A 19,639-nucleotide genomic window follows, 5' to 3' on the forward strand; every position below is an offset into this window, starting at 1 on the left:
GTCCGGTGCCTGGCCGTGCGTCGTCGCCCGCTCCCGAGCTGCGGCCGCCTGGTCGTGTGCCGCCTCCGCCCGGTCGCGGGCCGCCGCGACGCGCTCCCGCGCGGCGGCCACCCGGCCCTTCGCGGCGGCGGCGCGGCGCTGCCACTCGGCGTCGTCGGCCCGGTCGCGGGCGGCCTCCGCCTGCCGGTCCCGCTCGGCGGCGGCACGTTGTTCCCGGGCGGTCTCGGCGTGCCGGGCCCGCTCGTCGTCGGTGGGCAGGTCCCTGCCGAGCCGGGCCAGCAGCACCCCGGTGAGCACCCCCGCGGTGACCGCCGGGTCGGCGGCGTGCGGCTGCTCCGCCTCGCCGCGCCGCGGCGGGGGCATCCGGCAGATCCGGGTCAGCAGCGTGTCCAGCACCGCGGGGGGCAGGCCCGGCAGCAGGTCGCGCACCCGGCCGTCCAGCTCGCGGTGCAACCGTCTGAGGTCCTCGGCACGCGGCGGGTGCCCGAGCAGCTCGCCGGCCAGCTCGCGCAGCAGCGGCGGGGCCACCGCCGCCAGGCCGAGGCCGACGTCGGCGTGCGCGCGGCGCAGCTCGGTGTGCAGCCGGTCGCGGTCGCCGGCACGGACCCCGCCGACGACCCGGCGCAGCAGCTCCCGGGAGTCGCCGACCTTCTCGTCGGGCTGGTCCGGCGGGCCCTCCCGGCCGCCCGTCAGCTCGGCGACCCGTACCGACCACCAGCGGCGGGGCGTCACGTCGGCGGCCGGCTCCGGGGCCGCGGCCCCCGGGGCCGCCTCGCGCGGCGCGTCGTGCGCGGGCCGGCGCTGCTGCTCCTGCGGCCTCGGTGCCGGGGAGCCGTCGGCGGCCAACCCGATCGCGGCGAGGTACGCCGACAGCTGCTCCTGCGCGACGCGCAGCGCGTAGCCGGCCGTCTCGGCGTGCTCGGTGGCGGCGGAGAGCTCCGGCACCCCCATCGGGTTGGCCGACTCCTGACGGACCCAGCGCAGCCGCTCGGCGGCCAGCCCGAACTTCTCCAGCGCCAGGGCCAGCTGCGCGAGCGGCAGGTCATCGGCGGCGGCGCGGACCTGTGCGCCGACGTCCTCGACGATGGACACGGCCGGGCCTCAGAGCGTCGCGACGTAGAGTTGCGCCTGCTCGACGGCGACGAGTGTCGCGGCGAGGCACTCCTCCAGCTCCTGGCTGGCCTGGGTCAGCGAGGACTGGGCCGCCTCGACCGTCTCGTGCCCGCTGCCCTCCAGCGCGCCGGCCAGGGTCTGCTGCGCCTCGGCCAGCTTCTCGCCGGCCGCCTGTACGGCGCTCTGGCCGTCGCCGATCTGTTGGAGCGCGACATCGATGGCTGCCTTGAGCTCGGCGACGCTCGCCACGGCGAAACCTCCTGGGGGCGGGGAGGCCTCCATTAGAGCCTATCCCTCACGGTGAGAGAACATCCGCCCTGTCAGTGTTCCTGCCCCGCTGACCGGTTGTCGACCGGAAGCGACGGTAGTCCGATCAGTGGGACTGTGCGGGCGGGGTCGCCCGGTCCCGCAGCCAGCGCGGTCCGTACACCTCGGCGCCCTGCGCGGTGACGCGTTCCCGCAGCTCACGGTCGGCGGTGACGACCAGTCGCCGGCGTTGCGGCGCGGCGGCGACCAGGTCGACGACGGCGTCGTCCCCGGATCCGGGCGCGGCGACCACCCGGACCCCGGCCGTGCCCGGCACGTCCCGCGCCCGGCCCTCCACCACCAGCACCACCTCCACCGGTGCCGGCAGCTCCGGGGGCAGCCCGGCGGCGGCCACCGGGGCCAGTGAGTCGCGCAGCCGGGCGGTCGCGCCCGCGCGGTCCCGCCACCAGCCGTCCGGGCGGGACCCCACCACGTTGGCGGCGTCCACGATCAGCAGCGGCGTCGTCGGGTCCATGCCGCCAGCCTGCCACCCGCCCGGCCGGGAGGTGGGGACGGGCCGCTGGCCGGGAGCGTCGAGGCGGCGTCCTTCCTTCGGCGGGCCGCCCCCGGTGGCGGCGGCGTTTGTCGCGACGGTCGCGGGGTAGCCCCTGGCGACCGTCGCGCCCGACTGCGGAGGACAGACATGATGGGACCCGGTGACTTCGGCTCCGACCCCTGGGACGAGTTCCTGGCCCGGTACTTCGGCCGGGGCGAGGGTGGGCGCCGACCCGCGCACCGGGTCGACATCACCCGGCTGATGACCGCCGACGCCAGGGAGATGCTGGCCGACGCGGCCCGCCGGGCCGCCCAGCGGCAGAGCACCGACCTCGACACCGACCACCTGCTCTGGGCCGCGCTGCAACGCGAACCGCTGCGCGACCTCGTCCGCCGCGCCGGCGCCGACCCGGACACGCTGCTCAACGCGCTCGGCGGGCGCGGCGACGGCGCGCCCCGGGGCGAGGTGCCGCCCAACCTGTCGCTCACCCCGGCGGCCAAGCGGGCGTTGCTCGACGCCCACCAGCTGTCCCGGGCGATGGGCGCCAACTACATCGGCCCCGAGCACATCCTGATGGCGCTGCCGCTGAACCCGGAGTCGCCGGCCGGGCGGATGCTCGCCGCCGGCCGCATCCAGCCCGAGTCGTTGCAGGCGGCCAGCGCCGAGCGCGGGCCGATGACCGGGCCGAAGCCCGACCGCGGCACGCCCACCCTGGACCAGTACGGCCAGGACCTCACCGACCTGGCCCGCAACGACCAGATCGACCCGGTGATCGGCCGGGCCGAGGAGATCGAGCAGGCCGTCGAGATCCTGTCCCGGCGGACGAAGAACAACCCGGTGCTGATCGGCGAGGCCGGCGTCGGCAAGACCGCGATCGTGGAGGGCCTGGCGGAGCGGATCTGCGACGGCGACGTGCCGCAGACGCTGCTCGGCAAGCGGGTGGTGCAGCTCGACCTGGCCGGCCTGGTGGCGGGAACCCGGTACCGGGGCGACTTCGAGGAGCGGTTGAAGAAGGTCATCGACGAGATCCGGGCGCACCGCGACGAGCTGATCGTCTTCCTGGACGAGATCCACACCCTGGTCGGCGCGGGCGGGGCGGGCAGCGAGGGCGGCATGGACGCCTCGAACATGCTCAAGCCGGCGCTGGCCCGGGGCGAGTTGCGGGTGATCGGCGCGACCACGCTGGACGAGTACCGCAAGAGCATCGAGAAGGACGCGGCGCTGGCCCGCCGGTTCCAGCCGGTGTTCGTGCCGGAGCCCACCGTCGACGACACCGTGGCGATCCTGCGCGGGCTGCGCGACCGCTATGAGGCCCACCACCAGGTGCGGTTCACCGACGAGGCGCTGGTCGCCGCGGCCGAGCTGTCCGACCGGTACGTCACCGACCGGTTCCTGCCGGACAAGGCGATCGACCTGATGGACCAGGCCGGCGCCCGGGTCCGGCTGCGCACCCGCACCCCCGCCTCGGACGTGCGGGAGCTGGAGACACAGCTCGACGAGGTACGCCGGGACAAGGAGCAGGCCGTCGCCGACGAGCAGTACGAGAAGGCGTCCGCGCTGCGCGACCAGCTCGCCGAGCTGGAGGCGCAGATCCGCCGGGCCCGGGGCGACGAGAGCGGCTCGTCGCAGGTGCCGGCCGTCGGGCCGCAGGAGATCGCCGAGGTGGTCTCCCGGGCCACCGGCATCCCGGTCAGCCAGCTCACCGAGGAGGAACGCGACCGGCTGCTGCGCCTGGAGGGCCACCTGCACGAGAAGGTGGTCGGCCAGGAGGACGCGGTCACCGCGGTCGCCGAGGCGGTCCGCCGCTCGCGGGCCGGGCTGGCCGACCCCGACCGCCCGATGGGCAGCTTCCTTTTCCTCGGGCCGACCGGCGTCGGCAAGACCGAGCTGGCCCGCGCGCTGGCGGAGGCGCTGTTCGGCGAGGCCGACCGGATGGTCCGGGTGGACATGAGCGAGTTCCAGGAGCGGCACACGGTCAGCCGGCTCGTCGGCGCCCCGCCCGGGTATGTCGGCTACGAGGAGGCCGGCCAGCTCACCGAGGCGGTCCGGCGCCGCCCGTACGCGGTGGTGTTGCTCGACGAGATCGAGAAGGCCCACCCCGACGTGTTCAACATCCTGCTCCAGGTGCTCGACGACGGGCGGCTCACCGACAGCCAGGGCCGTACGGTCAACTTCAAGAACACCGTGCTGATCATGACGAGCAACCTGGGCTCGGAGCTGATCACCGGCGCCCAGCGCGCCGTCGGCTTCGGCACCGGCGCGGAGGGCGGCGAACAGGAGCGCGACGAGCTGCGCGAGCGGCTGATGCGCCGGCTGCAGGAGAACTTCCGGCCGGAGTTCCTCAACCGCATCGACGAGGTGATCATCTTCCGCCGGCTGGAGGCCGAGCAGCTGCGCCAGATCACCGGCCTGCTGCTGGAGGAGACCCGCCGCCGGCTGCACGCACAGGACATCCAGGTCCACTTCACCACCCCCGCCATCGACTGGATCGCCGAGCACGGCTACCAGCCGGAGTTCGGCGCCCGGCCGTTGCGCCGGGTCATCCAGCGGGAGGTGGACAACCACCTGTCCCGGATGCTGCTGGAGTCGGCGGTCTCATCCGGCCAGAAGGTCACCGTGGACGCCCGCGACGGGCGACTCGCCTTCGACGTGGCGGCCGGCGAGCGCGGCTACACCCCGGCCACCACGTCCCATCCCCGATGACCGGAGGGCGGACATGAGCAAACGCGAGGAGACCCGGGACGAGAGCGAGCGCACCGATCCGATCGTGGCCCCGCCGACCGCCAACCCCGCCCGGGTGCGGATGCCGCCGGAGGGCGTGGACCAGCAGGGCGAGGACCCGGAGCCGGCGGAGTCCGACCGCCGCCGTCGAGAGGAGGGCTGATGGTACGCGAGCAGCGGCTCGAACCCGAGGTGGAGGTGCTCTGGGACGACTTCCACGCCCAGGTGAACGTCCCGTCGGAGCAGTTGCGGCAGTGGTTGCTCACCCGCGGCTCCGGGGAGGAGTCGTTCGGGCCGGACCCGGACCTCGACCTGCCCGGGCTGGGCCGGCGGATCCTCCGGGTGCTGAGCAAACGCAAGGTCGACCTCACGCCGGAGGACATCCGGGTGATGCGGGACGCGATCGACGAGATTCAGTCCCTGCTGGACGAGAAGCCGCCGCGCGGCAACGCCGACGACGAGTGGCGGCACGCCCTGCTCGACCTGGGCCACGACGTCCTGGTCGAACGCTGACCCGGCGGGGCCGGCGGCGTCCGGGTCCTCCCGGGCGCCGCCGGCCCCGTGCTCAACCGTGGTCGCTCTCCAGGCTGCCGATCGTCAGGCCCGCGGCGTCGGCCGCCGCCTCGCGGTCGGCGCGCGCCCGCTCCTCGCGGGTCAGCAGGTTGGCGTACTCCGTGACGTCGGCCGGGTCGGGCATCTCGGGCAGGCGCCGCAGGAACGCCTCCACGTCGCGGGCGGCGGCGGTGTGCGCGGCGGCCGCCTGCCGGAGGATCTCCCGGTCGTCGGCGGCGGGGTTGGGATCGGTCATGTCCGCCTGATACCCGGCGCTACGGCGTTCGCACCCCGTCGGCCCCGGCAGCCGTCAACCTCCGCCCCCCGTAGCCCGGGTTGCGCAGCAGCCAGGCCAGGTACTCCGGGTGTGCCGCCAGCGAGTCGGTGTACGCGGCCAGCGCGGTCTCCAGCACCAGTTCGGCGTCCCGGGCGGCGGGGGAGTCCGGATGCCAGCCCAGCATCAGCCGCCAGCGCAGCGGCGTCCCGGCCAGCATCCGGGTGACCAGCCCGGCGACCGGGCGGAAGGTCGCCTGGCAGAGCGCGATCGCCTCGCCCGAGTCCACCATGTCGATGCAGCAGCGCACGTCGGTCTCGTACACCTTGCGGGGGGTGAAGCCGGCGCGGGCGCAGGCGGCGGCGAAGCAGTCGCCGAAGCAGCCGTCGCCGGGCGCGGCGACCCACTGCTCACGGGACAGGTCCACCAGGTTCACCTCGGCCCGCCCGGCCAGCGGGTGCTGCTCGGGCAGCAGCACCAGCACCGGGTCGACCGCGACCTCCCGCCAGCTCAACCCGTACTCGGCCGGCGGGGCCGCGTCGCCGCACACCCCGATCAGCGCGAAGTCCAGCCGGCCGCCGGCGACCAGCTGGGCCAGTTCCTCGGCCGACCAGGTGGCGTGGGTGGTGATCTGGGCCGGTGGGGGTTCGGCGGCGAGCCGGTGCACGAGCCGGCCGAGGATGGGGCTGTTCACCCCGCCGAACCGGTACCGCCGGGGTGCGTCCCCGGCGCCGGCCAGCCGCGCCGCCTCGTCCTGCAGGCCCTTCATGGCCGGCAGCAGCACCCGGGCCCGGGCGAGCACCAGCTCGCCGAGGGCGGTGGGGCGGGCGCCGCGGCGGTCCCGCTCGAACAGCGGCCCGCCCAGGGTCCGCTCGATGCGCTGGAGCTGGGCGGTGAGTGCCGGCTGGGCCAGGCCGAGCGTCGATGCCGCCTTGGTCACGCTCCCCGTCTCCGCGATCGCGCAGACCACCCTCAGGTGTCGCAGCTCCAGATTCATACCGTGACGGTATGACCCCGTAGCGGCCGACGGAAGGCCCTGAACGGATCAACGCTCTCCGATGGGTGTCGGATCCGCCCCGGCGCGCCGCGACCGGGCCGCCGCCGCCCCGGTCAGGCGGCGGCTCGGCTGCGCCGGCTCAGCCCGGCGGCGGCTCGGTCAGGTCGGCCAGGTAGGTGGGCCGGCCGGTGACGGCGTCGCGGACCTTGTCGACCACGCCCACCGCGGGCTCGACGACCCGGTTCCACGGCGGGGTCGCCGGGGTGCCCGGGTGCGGGCGCGTCGGGGCCGCCTCCTCGGCGATCTCCAGCCGGTTGCCCAGGCGGATCAGCTCCTCGGCGCTGGCCACCTCGCGCAGCGCCGCGACCAGCGCGCCCGCCTCCTCGACGTGGCGGTGGACGCGCGCGGCGACGTCGGCGAGCCCGTCGCCGGCGAGCCCCTTCAGTGCAGCCAGCAGGGCCCGGTCGTCCGCGATGGCCCGGTCGATCCGGTCCGCCGCGTCGGGCAGGGCGGCCCGGACGGCGGGCAGCAGGTACTGCTCCTCGGCGGAGAGGTGCCGCGACAGCGCCGCCGTGAGCACCTCCACGCCGCGCTCGGGGGCGGGCTCCGGGCCCGGGTCGGTGAGCCGCCGCAGCAGCTCCCGCAGCTGCCGGTGCTCGGCGTCGAGGATGTCGGCGACGCTGCGCCCGCCCGGGCGGAAGTCCTCGTCCTCTCCGGTCGGCGGCAGCGGTGGCAGGGGAACGGTCATGGTGCCCTCCTCGGGTGGCGGGCGGCGCACGTGGTGGGGAGCGGTCGCGAGCGGCGGTACCCGGCCGCGTCGGCGGCGAAACCGTGCCCGGTCGCCGCCCGTCCCGTCCCGCTGGAGCCGACGAGGCGGGGCGGGGTGGCCGCGTCGGGCCGGTGAGCTGGTATGAAGAACCGATGACGAGCGACGCCGCCTCCGCCCGACCCGACCCCACCGACGAGGTCGTCGACCTCTGCCGCGACCTCCTGCGGATCGACACCACCAACACCGGGGACAACGACACCAGCGCCGGGGAGCGCCTCGCCGCCGAGTACGTGGCGGAGAAGCTGGCCGAGGTGGGCGTCGAGTCCGTCATCCACGAGTCGGCGCCCGGCCGGGCCAATCTGCTCGCCCGCATCCCCGGCACCGACCCCAGCCGCGGGGCGCTGCTGGTGCACGGCCACCTCGACGTCGTCCCCGCCGACGCCGACGAGTGGTCGGTGCACCCGTTCTCCGGGGAGCTGCGCGACGGCTACCTGTGGGGCCGGGGCGCCATCGACATGAAGGACTTCGACGCGATGGTGCTGGCCGTGGTGCGGCACTGGCAGCGCACCGGGGTCCGCCCGCCCCGGGACATCGTCCTCGCGTACACGGCCGACGAGGAGGCGGGCAGCGACTACGGCGCGCACTTCCTGGTCGAGCGGCACCGCGACCTCCTCGACGGCTGCACCGAGGCCATCGGCGAGGTCGGCGGCTTCTCCTACTCGGTCAACGACAGTCAGCGGCTCTACCTGATCGAGACCGCCGAGAAGGGCATCGACTGGCTGCGGCTGCACGCCAAGGGCCGCCCCGGGCACGGCTCAATGGTGCACGACGACAACGCGGTCACCGCGCTCGCCGAGGCGGTGGCCCGGGTCGGCCGGCACCGCTTCCCCGTCGTGGTCACCGACACCGTGCGGGCGTTCCTGGAGGAGGTCTCCGACCTGCTCGGCATCGAGCTGGACCCGGAGGACCCGGAGACCGCCATCGCCAAGCTCGGGCCGATCGCCAACATCATCGGCGCGACGATCCGCAACACCGCCAACCCGACCCGGCTCGCCGCCGGGTACAAGGACAACGTCATCCCCGGCCGGGCCACCGCCACCATCGACTGCCGCAGCCTGCCGGGGCAGTCGGAGCTGCTGGAGCGGCAGCTGCGCGAGCTGGTCGGCCCGGACATCGCCATCGAGTACGTCCAGCGCCAGCCGGCGCTGGAGACGACGTTCGACGGCGACCTGGTCGACGCCATGTCGGCGGCGCTGCGCGCGGAGGACCCGGGGGCGCGACCGGTGCCGTACATGCTCTCCGGCGGCACCGACGCGAAGGCGTTCTCGCAGCTCGGCATCCGCTGCTTCGGCTTCGCGCCGTTGCGGCTGCCCGCCGACCTGAACTTCTCCGCGCTGTTCCACGGCATCGACGAGCGGGTTCCGGTGGACGGACTACAGTTCGGCGTGCGGGTTCTCGACCGGTTCCTCCGCACCTGCTAGCCCCCGCCAGGAACCCCGGTGTTCCGGCGGGAACCTCTGATCGTGAAGGGACTGACCCACATGACCGACCAGCACGGTGAGCTGGACGCCGCCCTCGAGCGCGTGATCGATGCGGCCCGCCACCACCTGGCCGCCGTCCGTGCCGCGCAGGGCCGCATCGACGACGACGACGTCTGGCAGGCGTACGTCGCGCTCAACAACGCGTCCTTCGCGTACGACGAGCAACTCCTGGACGCCTTCGGCGAGGTCACCCCGTGGGACGTCGAGTCGATCGACCCGGACGAGGCCGACCAGCGCTTCGGCGACGCCGAGGGCGTGGAGCCCACCGACCCGCACCCGCGGGTCATCTCGGTGCGCCAGCGGCGCGACTACCGGGTGCCGAGCGTGTCGGCGCTGATCCGGGTCGCGGAGGCCGCCCGGCGGGAGGGCACCCCGGCCGAGGACGAGCCGGAGCCCGTCGAGGGGGTCGGCGAGGCGGTGCTGGAGCTGCTCCAGAGCGGCGACGGCTCGCTCGGCGCGCTGGACGTGCCGGAGCTGGAGCCGCTCGACGGCGTGGTGATGGTCAGCGAGGTCGGCACCCCGGTCGACCTGGAGGCCTTCGACGACGACGACCCGGTGGGCCCGTTCCAGCCGGCCGCCGACGACCGGCTGGTCGGCCGCCTCGACGAGCACCCGTTCATGGAGCTCGACGAGGAGCACGACCACGCCCACTAGGCGCTGACGACCCGCCCGCGAGGCGGTGACGGCCCGGGGCCGACCGACCGGTCGGCCCCGGGCCTTGCTCGTGCCGTGCTCAGTACGACAGTCCCGGCTGCGGCTGGTTGACCCGCCGGCGGCGCAGCACCACCTGCCGCGTGCCGTCGCGGTACAGCCGCACCCGCGCCAACTCCCATCCGGAGAACTCCGCCTGGATCGCCAACTGCGCCGCGGCGGTCAACCGGTCGACGTTCGGCGGCAGCCGCAGCGGCGCGTACTCGTAGTCCATGAGCCCTATGCTGCCCAGCCCGGGGGCCGTCCGCCACCCCCTCTCCGGTGACCCGCGCCGCTGCGCCGGCCCGCGCGGCGGGTGCCGACGCGGCCGGCGGCGGCGGGGTGCCCGGCGGAGGCAGGCCCGCGCACTCCGTCCGAGGCGTGGTCGCCCGGCCTCCCCGGCAATCGCCAAACCTATTGACTTTCGATAGGTTGAGAGCGATAGTCGATGTATGTTCAACGAGCATCGAGCGGTAGCCCCGCTCAGAGTCTTCCTCGTGGTGCTGTTCGGGATCCTGGTCATGTTGCAGACCTTCTCGCTGCCCGGGCAGTTCGCACACATGGCCGAGGAGTCCCCGGAGTCCGCCTACCTCAGATGGCCGATGACCGCCGTCTCGGTGTTCTGGGTGCTGTGCGTCCAGGTGGTGATCGTGTCCACCTGGAAGCTGCTCACCCTGGTCAAGAACGACCGCATCTTCAGTGACGCCTCGATGGCGTGGGTGAACGCGATCGTGTGGGCGATCGTCGCCGCCTGGGTGGTGCTGCTGGGCGTGTTCCTCTACGTCGGCTTCCGGGCGTCCGATCCCGGGCTGCCGCTCCTGCTGTTCCTGATGCTGGTGGGTGTCGCGGTGCTGGGCCTGCTGATGGTCGTCATGCGCGCGTTGCTGCGGCAGGCCACGACGCTGCGGACCGACATGGAAGCGGTGATCTGATGCCCATCGTCGTCCGCATCGACGTCGAACTGGCGAAGCGCAAGATGAGCGTCGGTGAGTTCGCCGAGCGCGTCGGGCTCACGCCGGCGAACGTGGCGGTGCTGAAGAACGGCCGGGCCAAGGCCGTGCGGTTCAGCACCCTGGAAGCGATGTGCCGGGTGCTCGACTGCCAGCCCGGTGACCTGCTCGAGTGGGTCGACGAATGAGATTCCAGCCCGCTTTGAAGGAGATGCCATGACGTACCTGCTCGCCCTCCTCGTCGTCGCCCTCGGCGTCGCCGGCATCGTGCTCGGCGAGGCCGACGACTCGCCGGGCCTCCAGCTCCTGGGCGTCCTGCTCGTCGTCGGCGCGGTCGTGTTCGCTGTGCGGCTCGTCCGGCGCGGCCGGCGCGCCCGGTAGCGGTACCGCCGTCCACCGGCGGTCAGCCGGGCGGCGGGTTCGCCGCCAGCAGGGCGGCCAGCGACGACGCCCCCAGGGCCAGGGCGCGCGGGGTGCCCGCGTCCACCACCAGCCCCCACGCCGGGTCGGGCCAGTCCGCGAGCAGGTCCGCGCAGGGCACGGCGACGAACGGCACGCCCTCCCCGGCGAACGAGGTCAGCGCGTCCGGGGAGGTGAAGACGGGCAGCAGCGGCGCGCCGGTCGGATCGGTGACGATCGTCCAGGGCACGTCGCGGTCCGGCCCCGGCTCCGCCGCCAGCGGTACGCAGACGGCCACGGCGGCGAGGATGCCGAGGTAGCCGGGCAGGTCCCGCCGCGCGCCGGCGTCGTTGAGCAGGTCGAGCACGGTCGGGCCGCCCGGGCCCGCTCCGCTCCCCGCCTCCTCCGCGCGGTCGGTCGGCTCCTCCGCGCGGTCGGTCGGCTCCTCCGCGCGGTCGGTCGGCCCGTCCGTGAGGTCGGTCGGCTCGGACGCCGGAGCGTCGGCGCGGTCGGTCGGCCCGGGTTCCGGAGCGTCCGCGCCGCCGGCGGCACGAGGGGCGGGGACGGACCCCGCCCCGGTGGCCGGCTCGGCCGCCATCTGCCCGTCGCCGAGGTCGGCGGCGGGCCCGGGCAGGCCCGGGGGAGGCGGGGCGGGCGCCCGCACAGGGCCGGCCCCGACAGCGGACTCCCCGGCCGGCACGCGGGGCACCGGCGGCACGGTCGGCTCCGGCCGCACCCGTGGCCCGGTGGGCGGGAGGACCTGGCAGGACAGCGCGCCGGGCTCCGTGGTCAGCACCGTGGCGGCGGTCCGCGTCGCGAACCCGCTCCACCAGCGCAGGCCCTCGGCGGTGCGCGGCGTCTCGTACCACCAACCGCCGGCCCCGCGCGGCGCCTGCCAGCCGAGTTCGGCCAGGCCGCGCTCGTCGTAGGGCGGGCAGACCCCGCGGACGGTGTCCCGACGCACCATCAGGTGCAGCCGGCGGGGACCGGCGGCGAGTTCCAGGTCGGTGTCGCGGTCGCAGCCCGACAGCGTGTCGTGCAGCCGGGCGACGATCTCGGGCCAGCCCGGCGACGTCATGCCGGCGGCCCCGGGAGGCGGCTGTCGAGCCGCCCCAACCGTCCCATGGCATCCTCCAGGCGGCCCAGCGAGGCGAAGTCGCCGGGGGTGCCGAAGATTCCGTCCAGGCCCGCGCCGAGCGTCGCGTCGAGCCCCTCGGTGCGCTCGTTGAGCTGCTCGGTCGCCGCCGCGCGGGCCTGCCGGTACGCCTCTAGCACCATCGCCGCGAGGTCCTCCGTGCCCACGCGCAGCGCGGTCGGCGCGAGGCTCAGGTCGGTGAGCCCGCCGGTGGCGTCGACGGTCGCGGACACCAGACCGCTCTCGTCGGTGGCGGTGGCGCTCAGCTCGTCCAGGTCGTCCCTGAGCCCGGCGAAGCGGCGTTCGATGTCGGCGAGCCGTCCGGCGAGGGCGTCGAACGCGGACAGCGGGTCAGACATGAGAACCTCCCGTGCGCGGTGCCGCCCGGGGTGGCGGCCGGCGGCGGCATGATCGTATCGTCGTCCCGCCGGGCGAGTGGGGGAGGAACGGCGTGCCTGACATCGACGTCGACGTGCAGGCGGTACGTCGGCTTGAGGCGGCGGCGAAGCGGGTGGCCATCTCGCTGACCGCGCTGGAGAGCCGGATCACGTCCGCCGGGGACATACCGGACGGGGCCTTCGGGCACCTGCCGTTCGTCAGCGACATGCTCCGCGAGAAGTACGCCGAGCAGGTCACCGGCGGGATGGAGCTGTTCCGCTCCGGCCACGACGCGTTCGAGCGGGTCGGCGGCGCGCTGGGCGGGACGGCCGAGGCCTACGAGCGCAACGAGCAGGACATCGACGCCTCCTTCCGCGCCATCGGCACCGGATTGCCCCGGTGAGCGGCCCCGCGGGCACCGCCGTCGAGCTCTGGAACGGCATCGACAACGCGCTGTCCGGCGTGGACAAGGTGGTCGACAGCGTCTGCCGCACCCTCGCCTGGCCGCTGATCCAGCTCGTCGACCTCGTCGACGGCGAACCGGCCGCGCTGCGCGCCAAGGCCACCGAGTGGGACGCGCTGGCCGCGCAGGTGCGCGAGGTGGCGATGACCCACCGCGGCGTGCGCGAGGCCGAACAGGCCGGCTGGCGCTCCCCGTCCGGCGAGGCGTACGGGCGGCGGATGGCCGAGGTCGAGCAGCAGCTGCTGGACGTCGCCGAGCAGTTCACCGCCACCGCCGAGTACCTGCGCGGGGTCGCCGACGCGCTGCAGACCGTGCACGACGTCCTGGTCGACATCTGCGTGGAGTTCGTGAACTTCCTGCTGGTGACGCTCGTCACCGCGCTGCTGATGGCCCCGTTCACCGCCGGGGCGTCCTGGGCGGCGGGGGTGGCGCTGGGGGTCACCCGGGGCATGATCGCGCTCGCCCGGATGCTGAAGATCATCCGGCCGCTGGCGGCCCATCTGCAGAAGGTCATCCGGCTGCTGCAACGGGTCCTGCTCTACCTGCGCAAGCTGCGCAACCACCTGGACAAGCTGGTCGACAAGCAGAAGGCGCTGCGCGCCGGCCAGAAGTACGCCGACAAGCGCCGCGCCGCCGGCGACGCCGACAAGTGGTTCCACAAGTTCATGGACCCGGCGAAGGGCACCTGGAAGCTCGGCAAGTCCGGCACGCCCTTCGACATGAGCACGTTCGAACGACTCGGGGCGCTGCGGGCGCACGGCATGGCCGACGGGGCGCGGATGATCGGCCGGGACTGGGCCACCAACCTGCCGTGGAACATCCCGAACTCCGTCGTGCACGGCGCCACCTGGGGCACGGTCGCGATGGTCTCCGGCCTGTCGGTGCCCGGCATGGAACAGGTCGGCGACAAGGTCGACGCGGCGGTGCAGGGCGGCGCCGAGTGGATCGACCAGAATGTCTTCGGGCAGCCGCCGGCGGAGCAGCCGGCCGGCAGGTGACGGCCGATCGAGGGGGTGGGGCGTGTCCGAGGGGCGCAGTCGGCTGGGCCGGCTGACCGACGCGGTGCTGGGTGGTGCGCGGACCGCCCGGGACAAGGCCCGTGAGCTGCGCGACGAGTTCCGCACCACCGACGAGCCCGAGCGCGCCCTGGTCGCGCCCCTGCTGCCGGGTGAGGAGATCCGCTACGTCGGCCTGGCGCCGGTACGGGCCCCGGAGAACCACCGGGCCGGCAGCCAGCTCGCCGACCGGGTGAACGCGGAACTTGCCGAGGCGCTCGACCCGCGCGCGCTGTTCGGGCTGCTCAACATCGTCAACCCGGTCGCCTGGGTGGACGCCGTGATGACGCCCGTACGGATCGCCGCGGGCGTCCTGCTGCTGCCCGGCAAGGCCGCCGTCCTCGCCGCGGGCACGCCGGAGGCGGCCGAGCCGGAGCCCGCGCCGGGCGCCGCGCCCCGGGAACCGCTGCCGCTCACCGACGAGCAGGAGGCGTTCCGGGCGCTGTTCCGGCTCAGTCGCTACCGGCCGCTGGCCGACCAGCTCGCCGAGATCGCCTACCGGCGGCGGTACGTCTTCAGCGGCGACCTGGCCACCCTCGCCGGCAGCCTGCTGCTCTTCCTGGAGCGCTACACCGGCACCCCGCTGGCGGTCACCGACACCCACCTGCACCTGCTGCGGATGGGCCGCCGCCCCGACCCCGACCGCGAGGACCGGCGGCGCCCCCAGGTGCTGTGGAGCGTGCAGCGGCGGCGCGTCGCGCGCATCGACTCCGACGCCGGGGCGGCCCGCCTCATGCAGTTCCCGTCCACCATCGTCTTCGACGACGGGTCCTGGATCCGGATCGTCAACCCGGCCACCCGCGACGACCAGTCCCGCTTTCTCGCCGCCGTACGCGACCTCCCCGGCCAGCGCCCCACGGCCTGACCGGGCGGTCGTCCCCGGCGCGGTGCGGGGGTCAGCCGTCGCGCTCGGGGTAACCCACCGGCACGGCCGACACGTCGTCCAGCGCGGTGACGATCTCCTCCGGCAGGGTCATCCGCTCGACCTGGAGCGCGCCGAGCAGTTGCCCGACCGTCCGTGCGCCGAGGATCGGGGCGACCACCCCGGGCCGGTCGCGGATCCAGGCCAGCGCCACCTCCGTCGGGGAGACGCCCAGCCCGCCCGCGGCGATGGCGACCGCCTCCACGATGCTGGAGCAGCGCGGCTCCAGGTAGGTGGCGACGAACCGCTCGAAGTGCGGCGAGGCGGCCCGCGAGTCGGCGGGCCGGCCGTGCCGGTACTTGCCGGTGAGCACCCCGCGACCAAGCGGCGACCAGGGCAGCACCCCCAGCCCGAGGGCCTCGCAGGCGGGCAGCACCTCCCGCTCCACGCCCCGCTCCAGCAGCGAGTACTCCACCTGCGCCGCCACCACCGGGGCGCGCCCCGGCCAGGCGGTCTGCCAGGCGGCCGCCCGCGCGGTCTGCCAGCCGGCGAAGTTCGACACCCCGACGTAGCGGACCCGGCCGCTAGCCACCGCGTGGTCGAGCGTCGCGAGCGTCTCCTCCAGCGGGGTGTCGGGGTCGTACCCGTACAGCTGGAACAGGTCGACGTAGTCGGTGCCGAGCCGGCGCAGCGAGGCGTCCAGCGTGCGTAGCAGGTGCCCCCGCGAACCGTCCCGACGCCGGCCGCTGCCCGGCCGCAGCCCCGCCTTGGTGGCGATCAACAGCTCCTCGCGCGGCACCAGGGAGCCCAGCAGCGACCCGATCACCGACTCGGCGTCGCCGTCGCCGTAGACGTCGGCGGTGTCGATCAGGTTGCCGCCCGCGTCGAGGTAACTCTTCAGCTGGGCGGCCGCATCGTCGGCGTCGGTGTCCCGGCCCCACGTCATGGTGCCGAGCGCGAGCCGCGAAACCGCCAGCCCGCTTCGGCCGAGCGGTCGCTGTTGCATGGGTGAACCTTATTTCGAACGGGGGCCCGCCGATATCCTCGCTCCCGTCAAGTGTGCCGGGCGCGTCGCGTTTCCGACCGTCCGGGCGCCGCCCGGGGTTGTGGTGACCGGTGGACGGCGCGTCTTCCGGCATTGCGTAACCTGATGCGACCTGTGGTGCGGATGGGGGAGGACGCAGTGCGACTCGGGCTCAGCCTCGGATACCAGACAGCGTGGAGCACGCCGGCCGATCACCTGGCCTTCGCCCAGGAGGCGGACCGGCTCGGCTACTCGGTGGTGTGGGCGGCGGAGGCCTACGGCTCCGACTCGCCGAGCATGCTCGCCTGGATGGCCGGGCAGACGGAACGGATCGACCTGGGCAGCGCGGTGATGCAGATCCCCGCCCGCACCCCGGCGATGACCGCGATGACCGCGGCGACGATCGACGCGCTCTCCGGCGGCCGGTTCCGGCTGGGCCTCGGCGTGTCCGGCCCGCAGGTCTCCGAGGGCTGGCACGGCGTCCGGTTCGGCAAGCCGCTGGCGCGCACCCGCGAGTTCGTGGACATCGTGAAGCTGGCCGTCGCCCGCAAGGCCGTCGCGTACGACGGCGAGTTCTACACGCTGCCGCTGCCCGACGGCCCGGGCAAGGCGCTGAAGCTGGGCTTCCACCCGCCGCGCGAGCACATACCGATCTACCTCGCCGCGGTGGGCCCGAAGAACCTGGAGCTGGCCGGCGAGATCGCCGACGGCTGGCTGGCCGTCTTCTTCGCCCCCGAGTTCGCCGAGGAGCAGCTCGCGTCGGTCCGGGCCGGGCGGGCGAAGGCCGGCAAGGAGCTGGCCGGCTTCGACGTGGTCCCGTCGGTGCCCGTGGTCGTCGGCGACGACATCGCCACCTGCGCCGAGCTGGTCCGCTGGTACGCGGCCCTCTACGTCGGCGGCATGGGCAGCCGCCAGCAGAACTTCTACAACCAGCTCGCCACCCGGATGGGCTACGGCGACGCCGCCCGCGAGGTGCAGGACCTCTACCTGGCCAAGCGGCAGCGCGACGCGGCCGCCGCGGTGCCGATGGAGTTCATCGACCGCACCTCGCTGCTGGGCCCGAAGGAGCGCATCGCCGAGCGGATGCGGGAGTACGCCGCCGCCGGCGTCACCACCCTCTCCGTGAGCCTGTTCGCCGCCGACCGGGACAGCGGCGTGCAGACCCTGCGTACCGTCGCCGAGGCGCTGGACCTCTCGGGAGTCGGCGAGTGACCTGGATCGAGGCCATCGTCCTGGGCATCGTCCAGGGACTCACCGAGTTCCTTCCGGTCAGCTCGTCCGGTCACCTGCGGATCACCTCGGCGATCTTCTTCGACCGGGACGCCGGGGCGTCGTTCACCGCGGTGACCCAGTTGGGTACCGAGGCGGCCGTGCTGATCTACTTCGCCAAGGACATCTGGCGCATCACCCGTACGTGGCTGGTCGGCATCAGGGACAAGTCGGTGCGCTCCAGCCTCGACTACCGGATGGGCTGGTACGTCATCGTCGGCTCGATCCCGATCGGGCTGTTCGGTTTCCTGTTCAAGGACCAGATCCGCACCGCCGGCCGAAACCTGTGGCTGGTGGCCACCACCCTGATCGTGTTCGCGTTCGTGCTCGCGTTCGCCGAGTACTGGGGCCGGCAGAGCCGCACCCTGGAGAACTTCCGGATGCGCGACGGCGTGGTGATGGGTTTCGCCCAGGCCATGGCACTGATTCCCGGGGTGTCCCGCTCCGGCGGCACGCTCACCGCCGGGCTGCTGCTCAACCTCACCCGGGAGGCGGCGGCGCGCTACTCGTTCCTGCTGGCCATCCCGGCGGTGGTGATGTCCGGGATCTTCAGCGTCGGTGACGTCTTCGAGCCGGCGGCCCCGGGCACGTCGGTGCCGAGCATGGCCCAGATGGTCGTCGCCACCGTCATCGCCTTCGGCGTCGGGTACGCGGCCATCGCCTGGCTGCTGCGCTACGTCGCCCACCACACCCTGTACGTCTTCGTGCTGTACCGGGTCGCGCTCGGCACCCTGGTGCTCGCCCTGCTGATGACGGGCACCATCAGCGCCACCTGACCCGCCCGAACCTGGACCCGTCCCCCGCACACCGGACGGGGGCCGGGTCCGTGTTCGGGCGCTGCCGGCGCTCTGCCTGTGCAGACCGACGGCGACGGAGCGTCTGGTTGCCGGTGCGAGCGGCGCAATCGACCGGAACCGACGGCCGGCGCCCTGTGTGCTCGGCGGCTGGCGCCCTGTGCGCGCGACCCGGGTGTCCCGGCAGGGACGGCAGCGGCCGGTGATGACCCACCGGGCGTGCCGGGCGTCGGCCGTCAGTGGTGGATGTGCCGCTGGCCGGCACCCCGGGTTCGGGTGCCGGCCAGCGATCCCCCTTGTGGTGGAAAGTCTGTGGTGGTCGTGTGTCAGTTGTTCCAGTGTTCGGCGACGAGGTCGGCGGCCTGCTGCTCCCACTGGGCGTAGTGGTCGGGGTACGCCGAGACCTGCACGGTCTGGGCGGCCTCGGTCAGCGGCATGTCCTGCCACCCGTCGACCTGCTTGAGGGCCTTGAGGAACGCCGTGGTCGAGTACTCGGGGTCGGTGATCTGCTCGACCGTGCCCCAACCCGAGGTCGGACGCTGCTGGAACAGGCCCTGCGAGTCGTGGTCGTTGCGCTCACCCAGGTGACCCAGGTTCTCCAACTTCGACTCCTGCAACGCGGTCGCGATCGACACCACGGCGGCCCGCTCGTCCATGCCGGCCTTCTTCGTCGCCGCGATGATCGCCTTGACGTTGCCGACCTGCTCGTCGGACAGGTCGATACGCGACTGCGCACCCTGCACACCATGCGGCACCAGCTTCGCCTTGTCGACCGACGGCTTGTCGGCCTGCACCGCCACCGCCACCGGCATCGACTCCACCGACGGAGTCGCGTGGGCGGTCGCGGGACCGGCGAACACACCACCGGCAAACGCCAGACCAGCAACACCAAGAACGCTCTTACGCAGAATCGTGTTCATCACAGAGGCTCCATTCGGGGGTCGGCACCCACACCGAAGGGGGGATCCAGCTCGTGTGGGCGCAAGCACCATCCGGCACTCAACAAACTCAGGGGGAATCTCCGGCATATCTCGCCGAAGGAAAGACCAGATCGGCCGTGTCGGCCGGGGATCAGATCAGCCGTGTCGGCCGGAGATCGGCCGCAGCCGGGAGATCAGGTCGGCCGTGTCGGCCGGGAGGATCCGGGCTGTTCGCGGGGCGGGGGATGCCCTCACGTCGGCCGGACCATGTGTAACGACCGCCGGCCCGCCATCATTCCGGGCCCCCACCATCCGTGAGGTGGCGCGGTCTTGCTCGGTCGTACGCAGGGTGTAACGACCCCGCCCCGGCCACGATTCCGCCCCCACGATGCCCCCGGCCACACCCCCAAACCAGACACCGGCCCCGATCGGGGATCCCATGACACCCGCCCGCCCATGCCGCACCCGACACCCATGACGCAACCGGACACCAGGCACCGTCGGCTCGCCAACTGGACGGTCGGGATCTTGGTACGAGACGGCCCGTGACGGGGCGGTTTCGCACCAGGAACCAACGGTGCCGACGGTCGGTGTCTCATGATCGGTTGACGCTCCGCCGGGCTCCCCGCTGCCCTGCGCCCCGGGCCCACGTCAACGGATCATGAGACCCGACCCTGGACCACCGGCCGTGATCAGGGCGTCATGTACCCCACAACGGCCGGGAAACGTCCACACCGCCCTGAGCACCGGACACTACGAGTGCAGGCAGAGGCGGCAGCGCTACGGGCGCAGGCGGGCGCTAGGAGTGCAGGCGGGCACGGCCCGCGATGGAGAGTGAGCCGAGGACGGCGAGCGGGCACCGACGGGGTGTGGCCCGCCGTGCCCGGCGCAGGGATCAAGCCTGACCGCCCGGAGCCGGGCACGGCGGGCC

Annotated in this window: 24 protein-coding genes; 13 read left to right on the top strand and 11 right to left on the bottom strand. The window is 73.9% G+C overall.

Annotated features, from left to right (window positions below):
• From AB0G13_RS28155 to AB0G13_RS28165, 3 genes are all read right to left on the bottom strand, one after another.
• The coding region (locus AB0G13_RS28155) for a hypothetical protein (RefSeq protein ID WP_357880461.1) at nt 1–1,092 on the bottom strand (1,092 nt) is incomplete at its 3' end.
• A gap of 9 nt (nt 1,093–1,101) precedes the next feature.
• Nucleotides 1,102–1,362, bottom strand: coding sequence for a hypothetical protein (locus tag AB0G13_RS28160; RefSeq protein WP_089000636.1), 261 nt, complete (start codon nt 1,360–1,362; stop codon nt 1,102–1,104).
• A gap of 124 nt (nt 1,363–1,486) precedes the next feature.
• Complete coding sequence (locus AB0G13_RS28165; protein WP_357880463.1) at nt 1,487–1,894, bottom strand: hypothetical protein; 408 nt, start codon at nt 1,892–1,894, stop codon at nt 1,487–1,489.
• A gap of 168 nt (nt 1,895–2,062) precedes the next feature.
• On the opposite strand from AB0G13_RS28165, the gene AB0G13_RS28170 reads away from it, so the two are divergent.
• From AB0G13_RS28170 to AB0G13_RS28180, 3 genes are read left to right on the top strand one after another with little or no spacing between them, the layout of a single operon-like run.
• A complete protein-coding gene (locus AB0G13_RS28170; RefSeq protein WP_357880466.1) occupies nt 2,063–4,618 on the top strand; it encodes an ATP-dependent Clp protease ATP-binding subunit in 2,556 nt (851 codons plus the stop codon).
• A gap of 13 nt (nt 4,619–4,631) precedes the next feature.
• Entirely contained in the window at nt 4,632–4,799 is a 168-nt protein-coding gene (locus AB0G13_RS28175; protein ID WP_357880469.1) for a hypothetical protein, read from the top strand.
• Nucleotides 4,799–5,149: a DUF3140 domain-containing protein gene (locus AB0G13_RS28180; RefSeq protein ID WP_089000633.1), complete on the top strand. Its 351-nt coding sequence runs from the start codon at nt 4,799–4,801 to the stop codon at nt 5,147–5,149. Before AB0G13_RS28175 ends, AB0G13_RS28180 begins: the two co-directional genes overlap by 1 nt.
• Nucleotides 5,150–5,201: 52 nt before the next feature.
• Here the strand turns inward: AB0G13_RS28180 and AB0G13_RS28185 are convergent, their stop codons facing one another.
• The 3 genes from AB0G13_RS28185 to AB0G13_RS28195 form a co-directional block, all read right to left on the bottom strand.
• Nucleotides 5,202–5,444 (bottom strand): hypothetical protein, encoded by a 243-nt coding sequence (locus AB0G13_RS28185; RefSeq protein WP_357880472.1) that lies wholly within the window; start codon nt 5,442–5,444, stop codon nt 5,202–5,204.
• A gap of 19 nt (nt 5,445–5,463) precedes the next feature.
• A complete protein-coding gene (locus AB0G13_RS28190) occupies nt 5,464–6,459 on the bottom strand; it encodes a LysR family transcriptional regulator (protein WP_357880475.1) in 996 nt (331 codons plus the stop codon).
• Between the two features lie 139 nt (nt 6,460–6,598).
• The gene (locus AB0G13_RS28195) at nt 6,599–7,207 is read right to left on the bottom strand and encodes a hemerythrin domain-containing protein (protein ID WP_357880478.1); all 609 of its coding nucleotides are present in this window, start codon (nt 7,205–7,207) and stop codon (nt 6,599–6,601) included.
• A 173-nt stretch (nt 7,208–7,380) separates the two neighbouring features.
• Between AB0G13_RS28195 and AB0G13_RS28200 the strand changes: the two genes are divergently transcribed.
• Nucleotides 7,381–8,709 carry a M20/M25/M40 family metallo-hydrolase gene (locus AB0G13_RS28200; protein WP_357880481.1) on the top strand — a complete coding sequence of 443 codons (1,329 nt, stop codon included), beginning with the start codon at nt 7,381–7,383 and terminating at the stop codon, nt 8,707–8,709.
• 60 nt (nt 8,710–8,769) lie between these two features.
• On the top strand, nt 8,770–9,423 hold the full coding sequence (locus tag AB0G13_RS28205) for a hypothetical protein (RefSeq protein ID WP_357880513.1): 654 nt from the start codon (nt 8,770–8,772) through the stop codon (nt 9,421–9,423).
• Between the two features lie 79 nt (nt 9,424–9,502).
• Here AB0G13_RS28205 and AB0G13_RS28210 read toward each other — a convergent pair whose 3' ends face one another.
• Entirely contained in the window at nt 9,503–9,694 is a 192-nt protein-coding gene (locus tag AB0G13_RS28210) for a DUF5703 family protein (protein ID WP_013734349.1), read from the bottom strand.
• A gap of 217 nt (nt 9,695–9,911) precedes the next feature.
• Between AB0G13_RS28210 and AB0G13_RS28215 the strand changes: the two genes are divergently transcribed.
• Genes AB0G13_RS28215 through AB0G13_RS28225 form a run of 3 tightly spaced genes read left to right on the top strand, consistent with a single transcriptional unit; the run spans nt 9,912 to nt 10,790 of the window.
• Nucleotides 9,912–10,391 carry a DUF2975 domain-containing protein gene (locus AB0G13_RS28215; protein ID WP_357880484.1) on the top strand — a complete coding sequence of 160 codons (480 nt, stop codon included), beginning with the start codon at nt 9,912–9,914 and terminating at the stop codon, nt 10,389–10,391.
• A complete protein-coding gene (locus AB0G13_RS28220) occupies nt 10,391–10,597 on the top strand; it encodes a helix-turn-helix transcriptional regulator (protein WP_026874506.1) in 207 nt (68 codons plus the stop codon). The genes AB0G13_RS28215 and AB0G13_RS28220 overlap by 1 nt, the downstream gene beginning before the upstream one ends.
• Before the next feature lie 28 nt (nt 10,598–10,625).
• A complete protein-coding gene (locus AB0G13_RS28225) occupies nt 10,626–10,790 on the top strand; it encodes a hypothetical protein (RefSeq protein WP_357880487.1) in 165 nt (54 codons plus the stop codon).
• Between the two features lie 22 nt (nt 10,791–10,812).
• Here the strand turns inward: AB0G13_RS28225 and AB0G13_RS28230 are convergent, their stop codons facing one another.
• Together AB0G13_RS28230 and AB0G13_RS28235 are read right to left on the bottom strand one after the other, a co-directional pair.
• Nucleotides 10,813–11,886 carry an SseB family protein gene (locus AB0G13_RS28230; protein WP_357880490.1) on the bottom strand — a complete coding sequence of 358 codons (1,074 nt, stop codon included), beginning with the start codon at nt 11,884–11,886 and terminating at the stop codon, nt 10,813–10,815.
• Nucleotides 11,883–12,302 (bottom strand): YbaB/EbfC family nucleoid-associated protein, encoded by a 420-nt coding sequence (locus AB0G13_RS28235; RefSeq protein ID WP_357880492.1) that lies wholly within the window; start codon nt 12,300–12,302, stop codon nt 11,883–11,885. Before AB0G13_RS28235 ends, AB0G13_RS28230 begins: the two co-directional genes overlap by 4 nt.
• Before the next feature lie 92 nt (nt 12,303–12,394).
• On the opposite strand from AB0G13_RS28235, the gene AB0G13_RS28240 reads away from it, so the two are divergent.
• From AB0G13_RS28240 to AB0G13_RS28250, 3 genes are read left to right on the top strand one after another with little or no spacing between them, the layout of a single operon-like run.
• Nucleotides 12,395–12,724, top strand: coding sequence for a hypothetical protein (locus AB0G13_RS28240; RefSeq protein WP_357880495.1), 330 nt, complete (start codon nt 12,395–12,397; stop codon nt 12,722–12,724).
• Nucleotides 12,721–13,782, top strand: a complete 1,062-nt coding sequence (locus AB0G13_RS28245) for a hypothetical protein (RefSeq protein WP_357880498.1) — start codon at nt 12,721–12,723, stop codon at nt 13,780–13,782. Before AB0G13_RS28240 ends, AB0G13_RS28245 begins: the two co-directional genes overlap by 4 nt.
• Before the next feature lie 22 nt (nt 13,783–13,804).
• The gene (locus tag AB0G13_RS28250; RefSeq protein ID WP_357880501.1) at nt 13,805–14,704 is read left to right on the top strand and encodes a hypothetical protein; all 900 of its coding nucleotides are present in this window, start codon (nt 13,805–13,807) and stop codon (nt 14,702–14,704) included.
• A 31-nt stretch (nt 14,705–14,735) separates the two neighbouring features.
• Here AB0G13_RS28250 and AB0G13_RS28255 read toward each other — a convergent pair whose 3' ends face one another.
• The gene (locus tag AB0G13_RS28255; RefSeq protein WP_357880504.1) at nt 14,736–15,707 is read right to left on the bottom strand and encodes an aldo/keto reductase; all 972 of its coding nucleotides are present in this window, start codon (nt 15,705–15,707) and stop codon (nt 14,736–14,738) included.
• Between the two features lie 177 nt (nt 15,708–15,884).
• On the opposite strand from AB0G13_RS28255, the gene AB0G13_RS28260 reads away from it, so the two are divergent.
• Together AB0G13_RS28260 and AB0G13_RS28265 are read left to right on the top strand one after the other, a co-directional pair.
• Nucleotides 15,885–16,937, top strand: coding sequence for an LLM class F420-dependent oxidoreductase (locus tag AB0G13_RS28260; protein ID WP_357880516.1), 1,053 nt, complete (start codon nt 15,885–15,887; stop codon nt 16,935–16,937).
• Nucleotides 16,934–17,770 carry an undecaprenyl-diphosphate phosphatase gene (locus AB0G13_RS28265; protein WP_357880507.1) on the top strand — a complete coding sequence of 279 codons (837 nt, stop codon included), beginning with the start codon at nt 16,934–16,936 and terminating at the stop codon, nt 17,768–17,770. The genes AB0G13_RS28260 and AB0G13_RS28265 overlap by 4 nt, the downstream gene beginning before the upstream one ends.
• Nucleotides 17,771–18,114: 344 nt before the next feature.
• Here the strand turns inward: AB0G13_RS28265 and AB0G13_RS28270 are convergent, their stop codons facing one another.
• Nucleotides 18,115–18,708 carry a hypothetical protein gene (locus AB0G13_RS28270; protein ID WP_357880510.1) on the bottom strand — a complete coding sequence of 198 codons (594 nt, stop codon included), beginning with the start codon at nt 18,706–18,708 and terminating at the stop codon, nt 18,115–18,117.
• Between the last annotated feature and the right edge of the window lie 931 nt (nt 18,709–19,639).

It is taken from the genome of Micromonospora sp. NPDC023633, assembly GCF_040640035.1.
Taxonomy (GTDB): Bacteria; Actinomycetota; Actinomycetes; order Mycobacteriales; family Micromonosporaceae; genus Micromonospora.

Excerpts from the sequence above, each read along its gene's own strand:
- AB0G13_RS28180 (WP_089000633.1), top strand. The coding sequence starts at position 4,799 with ATGGTACGCGAGCAGCGGCTCGAACCCGAGGTGGAGGTGCTCTGGGAC.
- AB0G13_RS28200 (WP_357880481.1), top strand. The coding sequence starts at position 7,381 with ATGACGAGCGACGCCGCCTCCGCCCGACCCGACCCCACCGACGAGGTC.
- AB0G13_RS28165 (WP_357880463.1), bottom strand. The coding sequence starts at position 1,894 with ATGGACCCGACGACGCCGCTGCTGATCGTGGACGCCGCCAACGTGGTG.
- AB0G13_RS28220 (WP_026874506.1), top strand. The coding sequence starts at position 10,391 with ATGCCCATCGTCGTCCGCATCGACGTCGAACTGGCGAAGCGCAAGATG.
- AB0G13_RS28175 (WP_357880469.1), top strand. The coding sequence starts at position 4,632 with ATGAGCAAACGCGAGGAGACCCGGGACGAGAGCGAGCGCACCGATCCG.
- AB0G13_RS28190 (WP_357880475.1), bottom strand. The coding sequence starts at position 6,459 with ATGAATCTGGAGCTGCGACACCTGAGGGTGGTCTGCGCGATCGCGGAG.
- AB0G13_RS28210 (WP_013734349.1), bottom strand. The coding sequence starts at position 9,694 with ATGGACTACGAGTACGCGCCGCTGCGGCTGCCGCCGAACGTCGACCGG.
- AB0G13_RS28170 (WP_357880466.1), top strand. The coding sequence starts at position 2,063 with ATGATGGGACCCGGTGACTTCGGCTCCGACCCCTGGGACGAGTTCCTG.
- AB0G13_RS28185 (WP_357880472.1), bottom strand. The coding sequence starts at position 5,444 with ATGACCGATCCCAACCCCGCCGCCGACGACCGGGAGATCCTCCGGCAG.
- AB0G13_RS28270 (WP_357880510.1), bottom strand. The coding sequence starts at position 18,708 with ATGAACACGATTCTGCGTAAGAGCGTTCTTGGTGTTGCTGGTCTGGCG.
- AB0G13_RS28230 (WP_357880490.1), bottom strand. The coding sequence starts at position 11,886 with ATGACGTCGCCGGGCTGGCCCGAGATCGTCGCCCGGCTGCACGACACG.
- AB0G13_RS28255 (WP_357880504.1), bottom strand. The coding sequence starts at position 15,707 with ATGCAACAGCGACCGCTCGGCCGAAGCGGGCTGGCGGTTTCGCGGCTC.
- AB0G13_RS28195 (WP_357880478.1), bottom strand. The coding sequence starts at position 7,207 with ATGACCGTTCCCCTGCCACCGCTGCCGCCGACCGGAGAGGACGAGGAC.
- AB0G13_RS28215 (WP_357880484.1), top strand. The coding sequence starts at position 9,912 with ATGTTCAACGAGCATCGAGCGGTAGCCCCGCTCAGAGTCTTCCTCGTG.
- AB0G13_RS28205 (WP_357880513.1), top strand. The coding sequence starts at position 8,770 with ATGACCGACCAGCACGGTGAGCTGGACGCCGCCCTCGAGCGCGTGATC.
- AB0G13_RS28225 (WP_357880487.1), top strand. The coding sequence starts at position 10,626 with ATGACGTACCTGCTCGCCCTCCTCGTCGTCGCCCTCGGCGTCGCCGGC.
- AB0G13_RS28235 (WP_357880492.1), bottom strand. The coding sequence starts at position 12,302 with ATGTCTGACCCGCTGTCCGCGTTCGACGCCCTCGCCGGACGGCTCGCC.